This window comes from Ensifer sp. EB106-03-01-XG145 (genome assembly GCF_058792075.1).
On sequence record NZ_JBYTEC010000001.1, the window covers coordinates 734922 to 749557 of the forward strand.

Consider the following 14636-nt stretch of genomic DNA (forward strand, 5'->3'; position numbering starts at 1 on the left):
GATAACTACCGTTTTCGAGGACCTCGCACCGGAGCCAAGCCAGGCCTGTCCAGTCGTGCGGCCCTCTCTCGCTTCGGTACGGCAACCGGACGTTCTGGAACTTTCCCTTTTTCTGCACCGGCCTCTTGGTCCGCGGCCGTCGAAACATTTCGTTCGAATGCTTCAACATCTTCGCGGCGGATACGGACCAGCTTACCACCGAGTTTGAAATGGGGCAGCTTTCCATTGGCAATTAGGTTTCGCACATGTCGTTCAGAGCACGCCCACTCTTCAGCGAGCATTGAAGGGGTGAGTACGCGAGGCAGCTCCTTCTCTGGTGAGATGGTTGAACCGAGAGGTGGTTGTAGTCCCGCCGCGGATGTTGTTCCACGCTGGAATAAATTCTCCAAAGCCTGGCCCATCGAGGCCAAGACCGCCGCTGCATTCTGCTCCGACGGATCAGTGGCATATCGTTCGATCGATTCGTCGATGATCCCGGCCGCCGCATCTTGCCTAGCCTTGTGGCGTGCGAGTGCCCTTACGAATTTGATCAAAGGGCTGTCGGACATATTTTCCTCTCCTCGCAATTACTTGACGATGCGAACGCCTTCGCCGCCAGTGGATGTCTCCCCATCTGCAACGAACACTACTCCCGCAGCCTGCAGCGCTGCCTGGATGTCTAGAAGCGTCCGATCGTAGGGTGTCCTCTTTCCTCTTTCCCAGGTCGCGATTGTCGCTGGGGCTACTTTCGCTGCTTCGGCCAATTGGCCTTGAGACCAACCGATCAGGGCCCGGGCCGCTCTGCACTGTGCGGGAGATATTAACAAAATACACCAACCTTGAATGAATTATGTTGACCTGATGCGTTTAATAAGGTTATAGAATTTACATAAGGTTAACGCAAGAAAGGATTTCGCTATGCCGAACACAACAGTTCAGGCAGCCGCCGAAGGCTTGCCTAAAGACGATTTGCCGCTGGCGCGCATAAACCGCCTCGCGGCCGAACTATCTCATGCGCTCAACGACTACGGACTTGATTGCCATGCTGTGATCTATCCATCGAAGAAGATGGAATACTCGTGTGGGATAATTCTGGATGGTCTCGGGCGGGTGCAGAACCCGGTCGTCCCCACTGGCAGGGGCAGCTATCGGAGACTTCAGGAAACCACTTTGGAGGAAATTCTCCGGTCATACGACAACGCGCCGGCTGAATTTCGAGATGAGACACGCGATGAAGTCATTGCGCATTGGTGGCTGGCTGAGGCGAAAGCAAATGCCTTGAAGCAGTTCGGGAGCGTGGGTGTGAGCCAAAAGGAGGGCGTTCAATGACTTTGGTCAATAGGAGATACGTACTTGGCGGGATGGTCGCTCTCGTCGCGCCCCCGGTGGCTGCGCAGTCGAAAGAGGTCGCATTCGATTTAAAAGGTTGGATCGAAACAGCCGACGCGCAGGAGGTCGCGAGCTATCTCGCGGAGCAGCTTGCAGCCACCATGCGCAGGGCCAATCCTGGTCGAAGCTGGCGATCGGTCATCGAACACGAGCATAGTTTCGTGCTGATCTGCGGAGACCCTGTTTGAAGAAATTGCTATCACCGAACGACCCGCCGCTTCAATGTGGCGGGTTTTTTATGGATTACGACTCATCCAGGCAGGGCTGGATTGGTGCGTTTAGGCCACGCGACATGTTGCGTTTCATGTCGCGTGGAGTTGCCGAGTCCTCATTGAAACCGTTGGAAATCAAGGGAATCCTGTTGCAACACGTGCGACATGAAATACGTCGGAAATGGATGCGGCTATTCGTCTTAAGCTATTGATTCTATTATGGAAAGTGGTTGGCTGGGGAACCTGGATTCGAACCAGGACTAACGGAGTCAGAGTCCGCTGGTCTACCGTTAACCTATTCCCCAAGGTCGCTGGCGGGCGCTGCCCGTCGCGTCGGTGTGGCGGGCTTATAAACAAAAGCGCGACCAATGCAAATACCTTTTGGCAAAAAAAATGCGAACTCGATGTGGCGGCGGGATTTTTGCACCGATTTGCCGGTACCGACGGTACGTCGTAGTGCCGCCCATTTGCGGCCGGGCGGCGGCGCTGGACACGATTGCGAGGGGGTGTAGATCGCCATCGCCGTCCGCAGTGTTGACCGTATCCGGCCTTACCCCTTGGCAGCACAGTCAAAAACAGTTTGGCGAACGGGGCTTGCGCTGGTACAGTCGCGCCAACGAAAAATCGAGAGAGCGCCTTGAGCGGCCCTAGGGCTTGCGCGGCGCCATGGTTGAGACAAGTGAAAGACCCCGATCACGGCGAAAAGCCGTCCGAATCCGGGGCGTCGGCAGCAGGCCGCAGTGATGGATCGAAGCTCGGTCCGCGCAACGGCAAGGGCAAGCGGAAACGACGCAAGTCGTCTGCTTCGCCGTCTGCAATTGCCAGCCAGCCCGGCACTGCCGGCATGGCAGGGCGTCCCGCAGGAGAGAACGAGGCGGAACCGGCGCGCAAGCGCAAACGGCGTCGTCGTTCGAAATCCGCAAAACAACAGGCCGCAGTCGCGTCCGCGCCGCAGGGCGGCAGCGCGCAACTCGTTGAGTCGTCGCTCGGCGAGCGCAAGGGCCACAAGCGCAGCAAGAAGGCGCGGCATCGCCGTGGGCTCCAGGGGCGTCCGCTCACGAGCGGCGAGCGCCAGCCGGCCCAGCAAAGGGCTGCCGATGGCGGCAATGGGCGATCGGGGCCCTCCGCCTCCAACGGGCAGACGGCGTCACAGCAGCGGCCGGGCCAGCGCGCCGATCAACCGCGCGCGCCCTATGTTGCCGCCAGCGAACCGCCGGCGCCGCTTTATGCCGCGCTTGACCTCGGCACCAACAATTGCCGGCTTTTGATCGCTCAGCCGACGCGCCCCGGCCAGTTCCGGGTGGTCGACGCCTTTTCGCGCATCGTTCGCCTGGGCGAGGGGCTCGGTGCCAGCGGCCGGTTGTCAGACGAGGCGATGGAGCGCGCGGTCGAAGCGTTGAAGATCTGCGCCTCGAAGCTCGGTGCCCGCACGATTCGCCGCAGCCGCCTGATCGCGACGGAGGCCGCGCGCGCCGCCGAAAACGGCGAAAGCTTCCTTGAGCGGGTGGCGCGGGAGACCGGCCTTGATCTCGAGATCATCAACCGCGAAACCGAAGCGCGGCTTGCCGTCTCCGGCTGCTCGTCGCTCGTCGATCGCGAGACCCGTTCGGTCGTGCTCTTCGATATCGGCGGCGGCTCGTCCGAGATCGCCGTCATCCGCATCGGCGATTCCAGGTCGAACCGGCTTGCCAATCACATCACCCACTGGACCTCGCTGCCGGTCGGCGTCGTCACGCTCTCCGAGCGCCATGGCGGCCAGCACGTGACGCCGGCAAGCTTCGAGGCGATGGTGCAGGAGGTGGAGGGCATGCTCTCCCGCTTCGACAGCCCACCGGTCGAGGCGCTGGCAAACGGCGCCTCCGGCAGCGGCTTCCACCTGATCGGCACATCCGGCACGGTCACGACACTTGCCGGCGTGCATCTCGACCTGCCGCGCTACGATCGCCGCCGCGTCGATGGCCTGTGGCTCACCGATGACGAAGTCTCCGCCATGCAGGCGCGCCTGCTCTCCTGGGATTTCAATGCGCGTGCCGCCAATCCCTGCATCGGTCCGGATCGTGCCGACCTGGTGCTGGCCGGCTGTGCGATCCTCGAAGCGATCCGCCGCCGCTGGCCGTCGACGCGCATGCGTGTCGCCGATCGCGGCCTGCGCGAAGGGCTGCTCACCGATATGATGGCGGACGACGGAGCCTGGCGCCGCTCGCGGCCGCGCCGTCACCAGCGCGGCGCCAACGCCGGCAGCCAGGAAGGAAACAAGGCATGACGAAACCCCCTGTTGGCGGCAACCGCAGCGGCCGCAAGCTTGGCCAGAAGGTCAAGAAGGGCAAGCTCAAGGCATCCTCCCGCCGCTGGCTGGAGCGCCACATCAACGATCCCTATGTGCAGCGCGCCCAGCTCGAGGGCTATCGCGCCCGTGCGGCGTTCAAGCTTTTGGAGATCGACGAGAAGCACAAGATCCTGAACGGCGCTCGCCGCATCATCGACCTCGGTGCCGCCCCCGGAAGCTGGACGCAGATCGCCGCCAAGGTCACCAATTCGACCGATGCCGATCCCCGCGTTGCGGCGATCGACTTCCTCGAAGTGGACCCGATCCCGGGCGTGCGTATTCTGCAGATGGACTTCCTCGACCCTGAAGCGCCGGAAAAGCTCAAGGAAGCGATCGGCGGTACGCCGGATCTGGTGATTTCGGACATGGCGGCACCGACGACCGGACACCGCCAGACCGACCACCTGCGCACCATGCATCTCTGCGAGGTCGCCGCCTATTTCGCCGTCGACGTGCTTGCCGAGGGCGGGCATTTCCTGGCGAAGACCTTCCAGGGCGGCACGGAGCGCGAACTGCTCAATATGCTCAAGCAGAATTTCCGTCAGGTCATCCATGTGAAGCCGGCATCGTCGCGGTCCGAATCGGTCGAAATGTTCCTGCTCGCCAAGGGCTTCAAGGGGCGCCAGAAGGCCGCCAGCGAGACGGAAGCCGAAGACGAGGCGGCGGAATAGCATGCTGCTCTACGTGACCGTTGGCACCAACGATCTCGAACGCGCCGGCGCGTTCTATGACGCGGTGCTGCCAGCGCTCGGCTATCACCGTCAGCGGCAGGACGAAACCGAAATCGGCTATGGTGCTGCGGGCGACCGCATCCGCTTCTGGGTGGTGACGCCCTTCAACCGCGCGCCCGCCACCTACGGCAACGGCGTGAGCATCGCGTTTGACGCCGAGACGCGCTCAGCCGTCGATGCCTTCCACGCGGCAGCCCTTGCCAATGGCGGCACGGACGAGGGTGCGCCGGGGCTGCGCCCGTTCCACGCGAACTTCTACGGCACGTGGGTTCGCGATCTCGACGGCAACAAGATCGCCGCCGTGTGCGAGCGCCCTGAATAAACTCGCTATGGCGCCGTCCTTTCGGACGGAAAATCGCCGCGCGTTTCCCTGAAATATCCTTACTTCCCCGCGGCCGACTCGACTTCGCGCACTGGTAGCCGGTGCCCGGAAACCGAGGCGCCGGCGTTCTTCGCCATGGTCAGGAACGGGATCGCCGCGATCAGGTTGGCGCCGGCGATGATCATGAAGGCGGTGTGGAAATCGTCGAGCTGCAGCGGGCCGCCGCTGAGTTTGGTCTCGATTTCCAGGATCGCGCCGGCAACGGCGACGCCGAGCGCCAGGCTGATCTGCTGCAGCACCGCGCTCATCGAGGTCGCCTTGCTGGCGTCCGCATCGTCGATATCGGCGAAGGAAAGCGCGTTGACGCTGGTAAAGAAGAAGGAACGGGCGAAGCCTGCAATCAGCAGGATGGTGATCATCACCAGATAGGGCGTCGCCGGCGTGAAGAAGCCATTGGCGAAGGTGGTAATCGCGGCGAGGATTGCGGCGAGGATCAGGGTCGTACGGAAGCCGGCGAAGGCAAGCACGCGCCGCGCGTAGAACTTGGTGGTAATGGCTCCGACTGCGCCGATGAAGGTGATGAGGCCGGACTGGAACGGGTTGAGCCCGAAGCCCACCTGCAGCATCAAGGGCATCAGGAAAGGCACCGCGCCGACCGAGATGCGAAAGATCGTGCCGCCGATCGAGGCGGCGCGAAAGGCGCTGTCCTTGAAGAGGTTGAGGTCGAGAACCGGTGCCGGATGGCGCCGGGCGTGACGGATGTAGAGCAGGGTCGCGACCGCGCCGACGACCACCGAAGCGATACCGACGATCGGCGGTAGGGCCGGCAGGCTGATCACCGACAGGCCGAAGACGATGCCGGAGGCGGCGATGCCGCCGAGCAGGAAACCGACAGCGTCGACCGGTGGAGGATCGCGCGGCTCCATTTTGGGCAGATAGATGCCCGAGAGGATGTAGCCGGCGATGCCGACAGGCACGTTGATCAGGAAGATCCAGTGCCAGGAGAAATAGGTGGTGATGAAGCCGCCGAGCGGCGGTCCGGCGAGCGGCCCGACCAGAGCCGGGATCGTCAAAAGCGCCATGGCCGAGACGAGTTCGCTGCGCGGCGTGCCGCGCACCAGCACGAGGCGGGCGACCGGCGTCATCATCGCCCCGCCCATGCCCTGCAGGAAGCGCGAGAAAACGAAGGCGACAAGGCTGTTGGAGATGGCGCAGAAAATGGAACCGGCGATGAAGACGAGGATCGCCGCGCGGAAAATCTTCTTGGCGCCGAAGCGGTCCGCCATCCAGCCGCTAAGCGGAATGAAGATCGCAAGCGACACCATATAGGCGGTCAGCGCCAGCTTGAGCGTGATCGGCCCGACGCCGATGTCGCGGGCGATGGCCGGCAGCGACGTGGAAATCACGGTCGAGTCCATCTGCTCCATGAAGAGAGCGACGGCAAGGATCATCGGGACGATACGGTTCATGGAATGTGCTTCGAAGACGGCCAGCGATAGTGAGAAGCTAATGCCGGTGATGGCTTTTGTCGGGGCGAAACCGGTGATTGCGGATCAAAAGCCTGTGATCCCGGCTGGCCCTCGCTGTCAAGACGCTAGTTCTGGCCCAGTTGTCCATGGGGCAACGGGATCCAACAGGGCAACGAAGTGGGATGGACCATGAGTGAGATGTCGATGAAGCGCCGGACCTTGATGGGGGCGGGAACGCTGGGGTGCTGGCTGCGCCATCGTTGATGACGGGCGTTGCGGTGGCTGAGGAAAAGGCGGAAAAGACCGACATGAACGCTAGCCATCCCCCGATCCGATCTCTCAAGCTTGGCGTTTCAAGCTCGTCGTCGTCAATGACGGCACGCGCGTCACCGAGAAACCGCATGAGATCTATGGCACCAACCAGCCACAGCAGGCGGTTGCGGAACTGCTGCAACAGAACTTTCTGCCGACCGAAGCGCTGGTCAACAGTTTCTCGCCGGTTCTCGTCGATACCGGAACGGATGTCGTGCTCTTCGATACCGGCAGGGGCGAGGGCGGCCGCCAGGCCGGTATGGGCCGCCTGGCCGAAGGCATCCGTGCCGCCGGCTATGCGCCGGAGCAGATTTCGGTCGTGGTGGTGACTCATATGCACGGCGATCACATCGGCGGCCTCATGGAGGCCGGCAAGCCGGCATTCGCCAATGCCCGCTACGTGATGGGTGAAGCCGAATATGCCTTCTGGAAGGACCCGGCACGGGCAGGCACGCCGGCGGAAAATGGGCACAAGGCGGTGCTGGAGAAGATAGTGCCGCTGGCGGAGAAGACGACTTTCATCGGCGACGGCGCCGAGATCGTGCCCGGTATCTCGGCCGTCGCCGCCTTCGGTCATTCGCCGGGTCACATGGTGTTCCGTCTCGATTCCGACGGCAAGGGCATGATGCTGACGGCCGATACCGCCAACCACTATGTGCTGTCGTTGCAGCGCCCCGATTGGGAAGTGCGCTTCGACATGGACAAGGCGAAGGCGGCCGAAACGCGCCGCAGGGTTTTCGACATGATCGCCAGCGACCGGCTGCCCTTCATCGGCTACCACATGCCGTTCCCGGCCGTCGGCTTCGTCGAGAAACAGGGCGAAGGCTACCGCTTCGTTCCCGTCAGCTATCAGCTCGATATCTGATCGGTATCGAGCCGGGTGAGGGGCTGCATCTCGCGAAATTGCTGCTCTGCAACAAATATCGGCCGAAGGCGGGACATTTCCCGGCTTTGGCTATTTTCATCCTGACATATCCGTGTTACGAGCCCTCGCCAACTTCCAAGACACGCTTTGAAGTCGCCCGGTGGACAAATCGCAGCCCGTCCCCGGGGGTTTTCGTTTATTGAAGGGAATTGGCCATGGCGCGCATCATCGAAACGGCAACTGGTCTGGAGGCTTTGACCTTCGACGACGTTCTGCTCCTGCCCGGACATTCCGAAGTCATGCCGGGTCAGACCAATATCGCAACCACCATTGCCCAGGACATTGACCTCAACCTGCCGATCCTGTCTTCGGCGATGGACACGGTGACCGAAGGGCGCCTCGCGATCGCCATGGCACAGGCCGGCGGCATTGGTGTCATCCACCGCAACCTGACGCCGGCCGAGCAGGCCGAAGAGGTTCGCCAGGTCAAGAAGTTCGAAAGCGGCATGGTCGTCAACCCGGTGACGATCGGCCCCGACGCCAAGCTCGCCGATGCGCTGGGCCTCATGAAGCAGCACGGCATTTCCGGTATCCCGGTCGTCGAGAACGGCGGCGCCGGTGGCCAGAAACAGGGTCGTCTCGTCGGCATCCTCACCAACCGTGACGTCCGCTTCGCTTCCGATCCGAACCAGAAGATCCATGAGCTGATGACCCATGAGAACCTGGTCACGGTCAAGGAAAGCGTCGACCAGCAGGAAGCCAAGCGCCTCCTGCACGCGCACCGCATCGAGAAGCTTTTGGTCGTCGACGCCGACGGTCGCTGCGTCGGTCTCATAACCGTCAAGGACATCGAGAAGGCGCAGCTCAACCCGAACGCCTCGAAGGATGCACAAGGGCGCCTTCGTGCCGCCGCCGCCATCTCCGTCGGTGACGATGGTTTTGAGCGTGCGGAGCGTCTGATCGATGCCGGCGTCGACCTGATCGTCGTCGACACCGCCCACGGCCACTCGCAGCGCGTGCTCGACGCCGTCGCCCGCGTCAAGAAGCTCTCCAACTCCGTTCGCATCATGGCGGGCAACGTCGCCACTGCCGCCGGCACCAAGGCGCTGATCGATGCCGGTGCGGATGCGGTCAAGGTCGGCATCGGCCCGGGCTCGATCTGCACCACCCGCATCGTCGCCGGTGTCGGCGTTCCGCAGCTGGCCGCGATCATGAGCGCCGTCGAAGCTGCCCAGGCGGCCGGCATTCCCGTCATCGCCGACGGCGGCATCAAGTTCTCCGGCGACCTTGCCAAGGCGATCGCTGCCGGCGCTTCGGCCGTCATGATCGGCTCGCTGCTTGCCGGTACCGATGAAAGCCCGGGCGAAGTGTTCCTCTACCAGGGCCGTTCCTTCAAGGCCTATCGCGGCATGGGTTCCGTCGGCGCCATGGCCCGTGGCTCGGCGGACCGCTACTTCCAGGCGGAAGTACGCGACACGCTGAAGCTCGTTCCGGAAGGCATCGAAGGCCAGGTTCCCTACAAGGGCCCGGTTGCAGGCGTGCTCCACCAGCTCGCCGGCGGCCTCAAGGCCTCCATGGGCTATGTCGGTGGCCCGACCATCAAGGAATACCAGGAGCGCGCGCAGTTCGTACGTATCTCCGGCGCCGGCCTTCGCGAAAGCCACGCCCATGACGTGACGATCACCCGCGAAAGCCCGAACTATCCGGGCGCGCACTGATCGCGATTGCATTCGAAGGGCGCCGCGTCATCTCGCGGCGCCCTTCGCCTTTTCAGATTAAGTGTTTTTCAGAATAAGCTTTTTTCAGGGAGCAGCGCATGACGGGTTTCGAGATCTTCTGGCCGATCGTGGTCCATGTCTTTCTCGTCTTCTGCCTCTACGCTCTCCTATCCTTCCGCCGCAGGCGGCTGGTGCGCGCCGGTAAGGTGCATGCGGCCCAGTTTCGCGAGAACCGTGACGAGCCGGGCGAAAGCCTGGTGGTGAAGAACAGCATCGCCAACCAGTTCGAGCTGCCCGTTCTCTTCTACGTCTGCTGCGTGCTGCTCTACATCACCGAGGCCGACAACATCGTCTCCCTCGCGCTTGCCTGGCTTTTCGTCGTCCTGCGCTACGTGCACGCCTTCGTACATGTCACGAACAACCGCATCCGCTATCGCCGCCCGCTGTTCATGGGCGGCGTCGCGACGCTTTTCGCCATGTGGGTGTGGCTTGCCGTCTGGATGGCGATGAGCTGATCCCGGTTCGCACCCCAAGCGAATTGGCGCAAATCTGAGACAGTCTGCGCGAACAATCCTCGCGCCTTGATGCGTATCAAATACCCGATGCCGCCTTTGCGGGTAGTCTTTCCGAGTTGGACGACAACGCATCGGAGGACGAGATGACCGCAACGATGAAAGCCGCCGTGGTACGCGAATTCGGCAAGCCGCTGGTAATCGAGGATGTGCCGATACCGGAGCCGGGCCCCGGCCAGGTGCTGATCAAATACGAAGCGACCGGTGTCTGCCATACGGACCTGCACGCCGCCAACGGCGATTGGCCGGTAAAGCCGAAGCCGCCTTTTATCCCCGGACACGAAGGCGTCGGTTATGTCGCCAAGCTTGGCAGCGGCGTCACACACCTGAAGGAAGGCGACCGCGTCGGCGTGCCGTGGCTGCACACGGCCTGCGGCGGTTGCACGCCCTGCCGTACCGGCTGGGAAACGCTCTGCGGCAGCCAGCAGAATACCGGCTACTCCGTCAACGGCACCTTTGCCCAATACGGCCTTGCCGATCCGGATTTTGTCGGGCGCCTGCCGGCAAAGCTTGAATTCGGACCGGCCGCACCGATCCTCTGCGCCGGCGTCACCGTCTATAAGGGCCTGAAGGAAACCGAAGTGCGTCCTGGCGAATGGGCGCTGATTTCCGGCATCGGCGGGCTCGGCCACATGGCGGTGCAATATGCCAAGGCAATGGGCATGCATGTCGCCGCCGTCGATATCTTCCCGGACAAGTTGGCGCTTGCGCGAAAACTCGGTGCTGACCTCGTCGTCGATGCGCGTGACAAGGACGCGGTCGAGCAGGTTCAGAAGGCGACCGGCGGCGTGCACGGCGCACTGGTGACGGCGGTGGCACCCAAGGCGATGGAGCAGGCGTTCAACATGCTGCGCTCCAAGGGGACCATGGCGCTCGTCGGCCTGCCACCCGGCCAGATGTGCCTGCCGATCTTCGATACGGTGCTGAAGCGCATCACCATCCGCGGTTCGATCGTCGGCACGCGGCAGGATCTCGAGGAGTCGCTGGAGTTCGCCGGCGAGGGCAAGGTCGCCTCGCACTTCACCTGGGACAAGATCGAGAACATCAACGCGATCTTCAAACGCATGGAGGAAGGCAAGATCGACGGTCGGATCGTGCTCGATCTCAACGGCTGATCGGCCAAAACGAAACACGCAGCAGTAACGCAAGTTTGTATGTTCGCAACCGCCCGCCGACTTATTCTGTCGCGGGCGGTTCTGTCTGCCGCCGCGGGAGAACGAACCGAAGGAGGCTGATATGCAGGAACCGACAATCACACAGGCGATGATTGACGCCTATGACGAATACACGCATCTGACCCTCGATCGCCGCCGTTTTATGGAAAAGCTCACCGGACTGGCCGGTTCCGCGGCTGCGGCCGCGGCGATCGCACCACTGCTTGCTGCCAACGGCGCCAAGGCGGAAATCGTTGCGGCGACCGATACCCGTATCACCGGCGAGGATATCTCTTACCCCGGGGCTGGCGGCGACATGAAGGGTTACCTCGTTCGCCCAGCGGAGGTGAGCGGAAAACTGCCGGCGGTGATCGTCATTCACGAGAACCGCGGGCTCAATCCGCATATCCGCGACGTTGCTCGACGGATGGCGCTCGAAGGCTTCCTGGCGCTTGCACCGGACTTCCTGTCGCCGTCGGGTGGAACGCCGACGGACGAGGACAAGGCACGCGAGATGATCGGCGCGCTGGATGCGGCAGCAACGACGGCGAATGCAGTTGCGACCGTGGCCTTCCTGGAAGGGCACCAGCAATCGACGGGGAAGGTTGGTGCCATCGGCTTCTGCTGGGGAGGTGGCCTCGTCAACCGGCTTGCTGTCGGCTCGCCCGATCTCAGGGCCGGCGTCGCCTATTACGGCGCGCAGCCCAAGGCGGAGGATGTGCCGAAGATCAAAGCCGCCCTGCTGCTGCACTATGCCGGGCTCGACGAACGCATCAATGCCGGCATCGACGCCTATCAAAAGGCGCTGAAAGACGACGGCAAGGACGCGACGATCTATGTCTATGACGGCGTCAACCATGCCTTCAACAACGACACCTCGGCCGCGCGCTATGACAAGGCTGCCGCCGATCTCGCCTGGGGCCGGACGGTGGAATTCCTGAAGGCCAAGCTCGCCTGAGCGCGTCTTAACTCAGGCGGCCGCCGCCCGGATAATATCGTCGGCGCAGTCGCTGATTGCCGTTGCGAGCGCTTCCATGTCGCGCTCGCGCGGACTGCTGCGCCGCCAGACGAGGCCGATCTCGCGGGCCGGCTCGGGTGCGGCGAAGGGCACGATGCGGATCGAATTGCGTGCGGCCTCGGTCGCAATGGCGATTTCAGGGATCAGCGTCATGCCCATGCCATTGGCAACCATCTGCAGGAGCGTCGTCATCGAGGTCGCGCCGAACGAGACAAGGCGGCGCTTGCCGGCGGTGCTGCAGACGGCGAGCGCCTGGTCGCGCAGGCAATGGCCTTCTTCGAGCAGGAGCAACTGTTCGACATCCACCTGATCTTCGGTCAGCGGCGACATCAGGATGTTTCGCTCGTCGTCCGCCATCGCCATGTAGAAGCGGTCGGAAAAGAGCGGTTTCGTCGACAGCCCGTCGGTTTCGATCGGCAGGGCCGCGACGACGGCGTCGAGCAGACCCTCGCCGAGATCGGCGACCAGCCTCGATGTCACCGATTCCTTCAACTCGATCTCGATCGCCGGATAGACGCGGCGCAGATGCGGCACCAGCCGCGGCACGAGATAGGGCGCAAGCGTCGGGATGACGCCGATGCGGATCCGCCCTTCGAGCGTGCCGGAGCTGGCGCGTGCGCTCTGTTCCAGCATGTCCACGTCGGCGAGGATGGTGCGGGTGCGGGCCAGCACCTCTTCACCCTTGCGAGTGAGGAAAACGCCGCTGCGGCTGCGCTCCACCAGCTTCACCCCCAGGTGGTTTTCCATTTCCATGATCTGGGCGGAGAGCGCCGGCTGGCTGACATGGACCAGTTCGGCGGCCTTGCCGAAGTGGCGAGCGGAGGCAAGAGCCTCGAAATAGCGCATCTGTCGAAGTGTAAGCATGATAAGAAAATCCTATCAATTTTTAATTTTTATGCAATTGGAGATTATCGAAGCCCTGTGGGAAAACCGTCTGGCCAAGGCGTCCGGGCTTTGAGCGCCGCGCGAATTGCGGCTGGCAGCCCCTCAGGCTGCTGTCGGGCAGATCTTGTCCGATCTCCCGGGCGCGAACCCTATGACAGGAGGACGCGATGTCAGATCGACCCATATTGACGACGAGTGCCGGAGCGCCGGTGCCCGACAACCAGAATTCGCTGACGGCCGGTCCGCGTGGCGGCGTCATGATGCAGGACTACCAGCTTATCGAAAAGCTGTCGCATCAAAACCGCGAGCGCATTCCCGAGCGCGCGGTGCACGCCAAGGGCTGGGGCGCCTATGGGACGCTGAAGATCACAGGCGATATCTCCAGATACACCAAGGCCAAGGTTCTGCAGCCGGGCGCTGAGACCCCGATGCTGGCGCGCTTCTCGACTGTTGCCGGTGAACTGGGTGCTGCCGACGCCGAACGCGACGTGCGCGGCTTCGCGCTGAAATTCTATACGCCCGAGGGCAATTGGGATCTCGTCGGCAACAACACGCCGATCTTCTTCGTCCGCGATGCCTACAAGTTCCCGGATTTCATCCACACACAGAAGCGCCACCCGAAGACCAACCTGCGTTCGGCGACCGCCATGTGGGATTTTTGGTCGCTTTCGCCGGAAAGCCTGCACCAGGTGACGATCCTGATGTCGGACCGCGGATGTCCGGTATCGCCGTTGCACATGAACGGCTACGGCTCCCACACCTTCTCCTTCTGGAACGACGCCGGCGAGCGCTATTGGGTGAAGTTCCACTTCAAGACCCAGCACGGCCACAAGTTCTACACCAATGCGGAAGCCGCCGAGGTGATCGGCCGGACGCGCGAAAGCTATCAGGAAGCGCTCTATGGCGCGATCGAGGAGGGCAACTATCCCCGCTGGACGCTGCAGGTGCAGATCATGCCGGAACTCGACGCGGAGAAGACACCCTACAATCCCTTCGACGTCACCAAGGTCTGGACGCATGCGGACTATCCGCCGATCGAGGTCGGCGTTCTGGAGCTCAACCGCAACCCGGAGAACTATTTCGCCGAGGTCGAGAACGCCGCCTTCTCGCCGTCGAACATCGTGCCCGGCATCGGCTTCTCGCCGGACAAGATGCTGCAGGCGCGGCTCTTCTCCTATGCCGATGCCCACCGCTATCGGCTCGGCACACACTACGAGCACATCCCGGTCAACCGACCGAAATGCCCGGTGCATCACTATCACCGTGATGGCCAGATGAACACGTTCGGCGGCATCCAGACCGGCAATCCGGATGCCTATTACGAGCCGAACTCGTTCAACGGCCCGGTCGAGCAGCCGTCCGCAATGGAGCCTCCGCTGCGCATCAGCGGCGATATGGCCCGCTACGACCACCGTGAAGGCAACGACGACTACAGCCAGCCGCGGGCGCTCTTCAACCTGTTCGATGCGGGACAGAAGGCGCGGCTGTTCTCCAATATCGCGGCCGCCATGGGCGGGGTGCCGGGGATGATCGTCGAGCGTCAGCTTGCCCATTTCAAGCTTGTCCATCCGGACTATGAGGCCGGCGTACGTGTGGCTCTTCGTGCAGCGCATCGTTATGAGGCCGAGGCGATCGGCACGGCTGCGGAGTGAGCTGGACGGGCGCTCGAAGCGGGCGCCAGTCT

General features: G+C 62.7%; 14 protein-coding genes, 1 tRNA gene and 1 pseudogene. 11 read left to right on the plus strand and 5 right to left on the minus strand.

The annotated features are described in order from the left end of the window. Positions 1-5 precede the first annotated feature (5 nt). Positions 6-548 (minus strand): helix-turn-helix domain-containing protein, encoded by a 543-nt coding sequence (locus AC3WWH_RS03590; protein ID WP_492376890.1) that lies wholly within the window; start codon positions 546-548, stop codon positions 6-8. 18 nt (positions 549-566) lie between these two features. Further along, positions 567-806, minus strand: coding sequence for a helix-turn-helix domain-containing protein (locus AC3WWH_RS03595; protein ID WP_291149059.1), 240 nt, complete (start codon positions 804-806; stop codon positions 567-569). 91 nt (positions 807-897) lie between these two features. Between AC3WWH_RS03595 and AC3WWH_RS03600 the strand changes: the two genes are divergently transcribed. Next, complete coding sequence (locus AC3WWH_RS03600) at positions 898-1308, plus strand: hypothetical protein (protein ID WP_492376891.1); 411 nt, start codon at positions 898-900, stop codon at positions 1306-1308. Continuing rightward, entirely contained in the window at positions 1305-1556 is a 252-nt protein-coding gene (locus tag AC3WWH_RS03605; RefSeq protein ID WP_492376892.1) for a hypothetical protein, read from the plus strand. The genes AC3WWH_RS03600 and AC3WWH_RS03605 overlap by 4 nt, the downstream gene beginning before the upstream one ends. Positions 1557-1811: 255 nt before the next feature. Here AC3WWH_RS03605 and AC3WWH_RS03610 read toward each other — a convergent pair. Beyond that, positions 1812-1885, minus strand: a tRNA-Gln gene (locus tag AC3WWH_RS03610). Between the two features lie 374 nt (positions 1886-2259). Between AC3WWH_RS03610 and AC3WWH_RS03615 the strand changes: the two genes are divergently transcribed. Genes AC3WWH_RS03615 through AC3WWH_RS03625 form a run of 3 tightly spaced genes read left to right on the plus strand, consistent with a single transcriptional unit; the run spans position 2260 to position 4959 of the window. After that, positions 2260-3843: a Ppx/GppA phosphatase family protein gene (locus AC3WWH_RS03615; RefSeq protein WP_058320459.1), complete on the plus strand. Its 1584-nt coding sequence runs from the start codon at positions 2260-2262 to the stop codon at positions 3841-3843. Beyond that, on the plus strand, positions 3840-4577 hold the full coding sequence (locus AC3WWH_RS03620) for an RlmE family RNA methyltransferase (RefSeq protein ID WP_057250931.1): 738 nt from the start codon (positions 3840-3842) through the stop codon (positions 4575-4577). Before AC3WWH_RS03615 ends, AC3WWH_RS03620 begins: the two co-directional genes overlap by 4 nt. A gap of 1 nt (position 4578) precedes the next feature. Next, positions 4579-4959: a VOC family protein gene (locus AC3WWH_RS03625; protein ID WP_057250929.1), complete on the plus strand. Its 381-nt coding sequence runs from the start codon at positions 4579-4581 to the stop codon at positions 4957-4959. A gap of 59 nt (positions 4960-5018) precedes the next feature. On the opposite strand, the gene AC3WWH_RS03630 is transcribed toward AC3WWH_RS03625, so the two are convergent. After that, on the minus strand, positions 5019-6428 hold the full coding sequence (locus AC3WWH_RS03630; protein ID WP_058320458.1) for a DHA2 family efflux MFS transporter permease subunit: 1410 nt from the start codon (positions 6426-6428) through the stop codon (positions 5019-5021). 189 nt (positions 6429-6617) lie between these two features. Between AC3WWH_RS03630 and AC3WWH_RS03635 the strand changes: the two are divergent. The 5 genes and pseudogenes from AC3WWH_RS03635 (at position 6618) to AC3WWH_RS03655 (ending at position 12007) form a co-directional block, all read left to right on the plus strand. Further along, positions 6618-7605 (plus strand): annotated as a pseudogene (locus tag AC3WWH_RS03635) (MBL fold metallo-hydrolase). Positions 7606-7820: 215 nt separating this feature from the next. Next, a complete protein-coding gene (guaB, locus tag AC3WWH_RS03640) occupies positions 7821-9323 on the plus strand; it encodes an IMP dehydrogenase (protein WP_057250925.1) in 1503 nt (500 codons plus the stop codon). A 98-nt stretch (positions 9324-9421) separates the two neighbouring features. After that, positions 9422-9838 carry an MAPEG family protein gene (locus tag AC3WWH_RS03645; protein WP_058320457.1) on the plus strand — a complete coding sequence of 139 codons (417 nt, stop codon included), beginning with the start codon at positions 9422-9424 and terminating at the stop codon, positions 9836-9838. Positions 9839-9981: 143 nt separating this feature from the next. Next, positions 9982-11010 (plus strand): alcohol dehydrogenase AdhP, encoded by a 1029-nt coding sequence (gene adhP, locus AC3WWH_RS03650; protein ID WP_058320456.1) that lies wholly within the window; start codon positions 9982-9984, stop codon positions 11008-11010. 121 nt (positions 11011-11131) lie between these two features. Then, a complete protein-coding gene (locus AC3WWH_RS03655) occupies positions 11132-12007 on the plus strand; it encodes a dienelactone hydrolase family protein (protein ID WP_058320455.1) in 876 nt (291 codons plus the stop codon). 12 nt (positions 12008-12019) lie between these two features. Here AC3WWH_RS03655 and AC3WWH_RS03660 read toward each other — a convergent pair whose 3' ends face one another. Then, positions 12020-12931 carry a hydrogen peroxide-inducible genes activator gene (locus AC3WWH_RS03660; RefSeq protein WP_057250919.1) on the minus strand — a complete coding sequence of 304 codons (912 nt, stop codon included), beginning with the start codon at positions 12929-12931 and terminating at the stop codon, positions 12020-12022. Positions 12932-13119: 188 nt separating this feature from the next. Here AC3WWH_RS03660 and katA point away from each other — a divergent pair, with 188 nt between their 5' ends. Next, positions 13120-14604, plus strand: coding sequence for a catalase KatA (gene katA / locus AC3WWH_RS03665; protein ID WP_058325430.1), 1485 nt, complete (start codon positions 13120-13122; stop codon positions 14602-14604). The last annotated feature ends 32 nt before the right edge of the window (positions 14605-14636 follow it).

Coding starts and splice junctions, on each gene's coding strand:
- AC3WWH_RS03590 (WP_492376890.1), bottom strand. CDS start 548: ATGTCCGACAGCCCTTTGATCAAATTCGTAAGGGCACTCGCACGCCAC.
- AC3WWH_RS03655 (WP_058320455.1), top strand. CDS start 11,132: ATGCAGGAACCGACAATCACACAGGCGATGATTGACGCCTATGACGAA.
- AC3WWH_RS03645 (WP_058320457.1), top strand. CDS start 9,422: ATGACGGGTTTCGAGATCTTCTGGCCGATCGTGGTCCATGTCTTTCTC.
- guaB (WP_057250925.1), top strand. CDS start 7,821: ATGGCGCGCATCATCGAAACGGCAACTGGTCTGGAGGCTTTGACCTTC.
- AC3WWH_RS03620 (WP_057250931.1), top strand. CDS start 3,840: ATGACGAAACCCCCTGTTGGCGGCAACCGCAGCGGCCGCAAGCTTGGC.
- AC3WWH_RS03660 (WP_057250919.1), bottom strand. CDS start 12,931: ATGCTTACACTTCGACAGATGCGCTATTTCGAGGCTCTTGCCTCCGCT.
- AC3WWH_RS03625 (WP_057250929.1), top strand. CDS start 4,579: ATGCTGCTCTACGTGACCGTTGGCACCAACGATCTCGAACGCGCCGGC.
- AC3WWH_RS03600 (WP_492376891.1), top strand. CDS start 898: ATGCCGAACACAACAGTTCAGGCAGCCGCCGAAGGCTTGCCTAAAGAC.
- AC3WWH_RS03630 (WP_058320458.1), bottom strand. CDS start 6,428: ATGAACCGTATCGTCCCGATGATCCTTGCCGTCGCTCTCTTCATGGAG.
- katA (WP_058325430.1), top strand. CDS start 13,120: ATGTCAGATCGACCCATATTGACGACGAGTGCCGGAGCGCCGGTGCCC.
- adhP (WP_058320456.1), top strand. CDS start 9,982: ATGACCGCAACGATGAAAGCCGCCGTGGTACGCGAATTCGGCAAGCCG.
- AC3WWH_RS03605 (WP_492376892.1), top strand. CDS start 1,305: ATGACTTTGGTCAATAGGAGATACGTACTTGGCGGGATGGTCGCTCTC.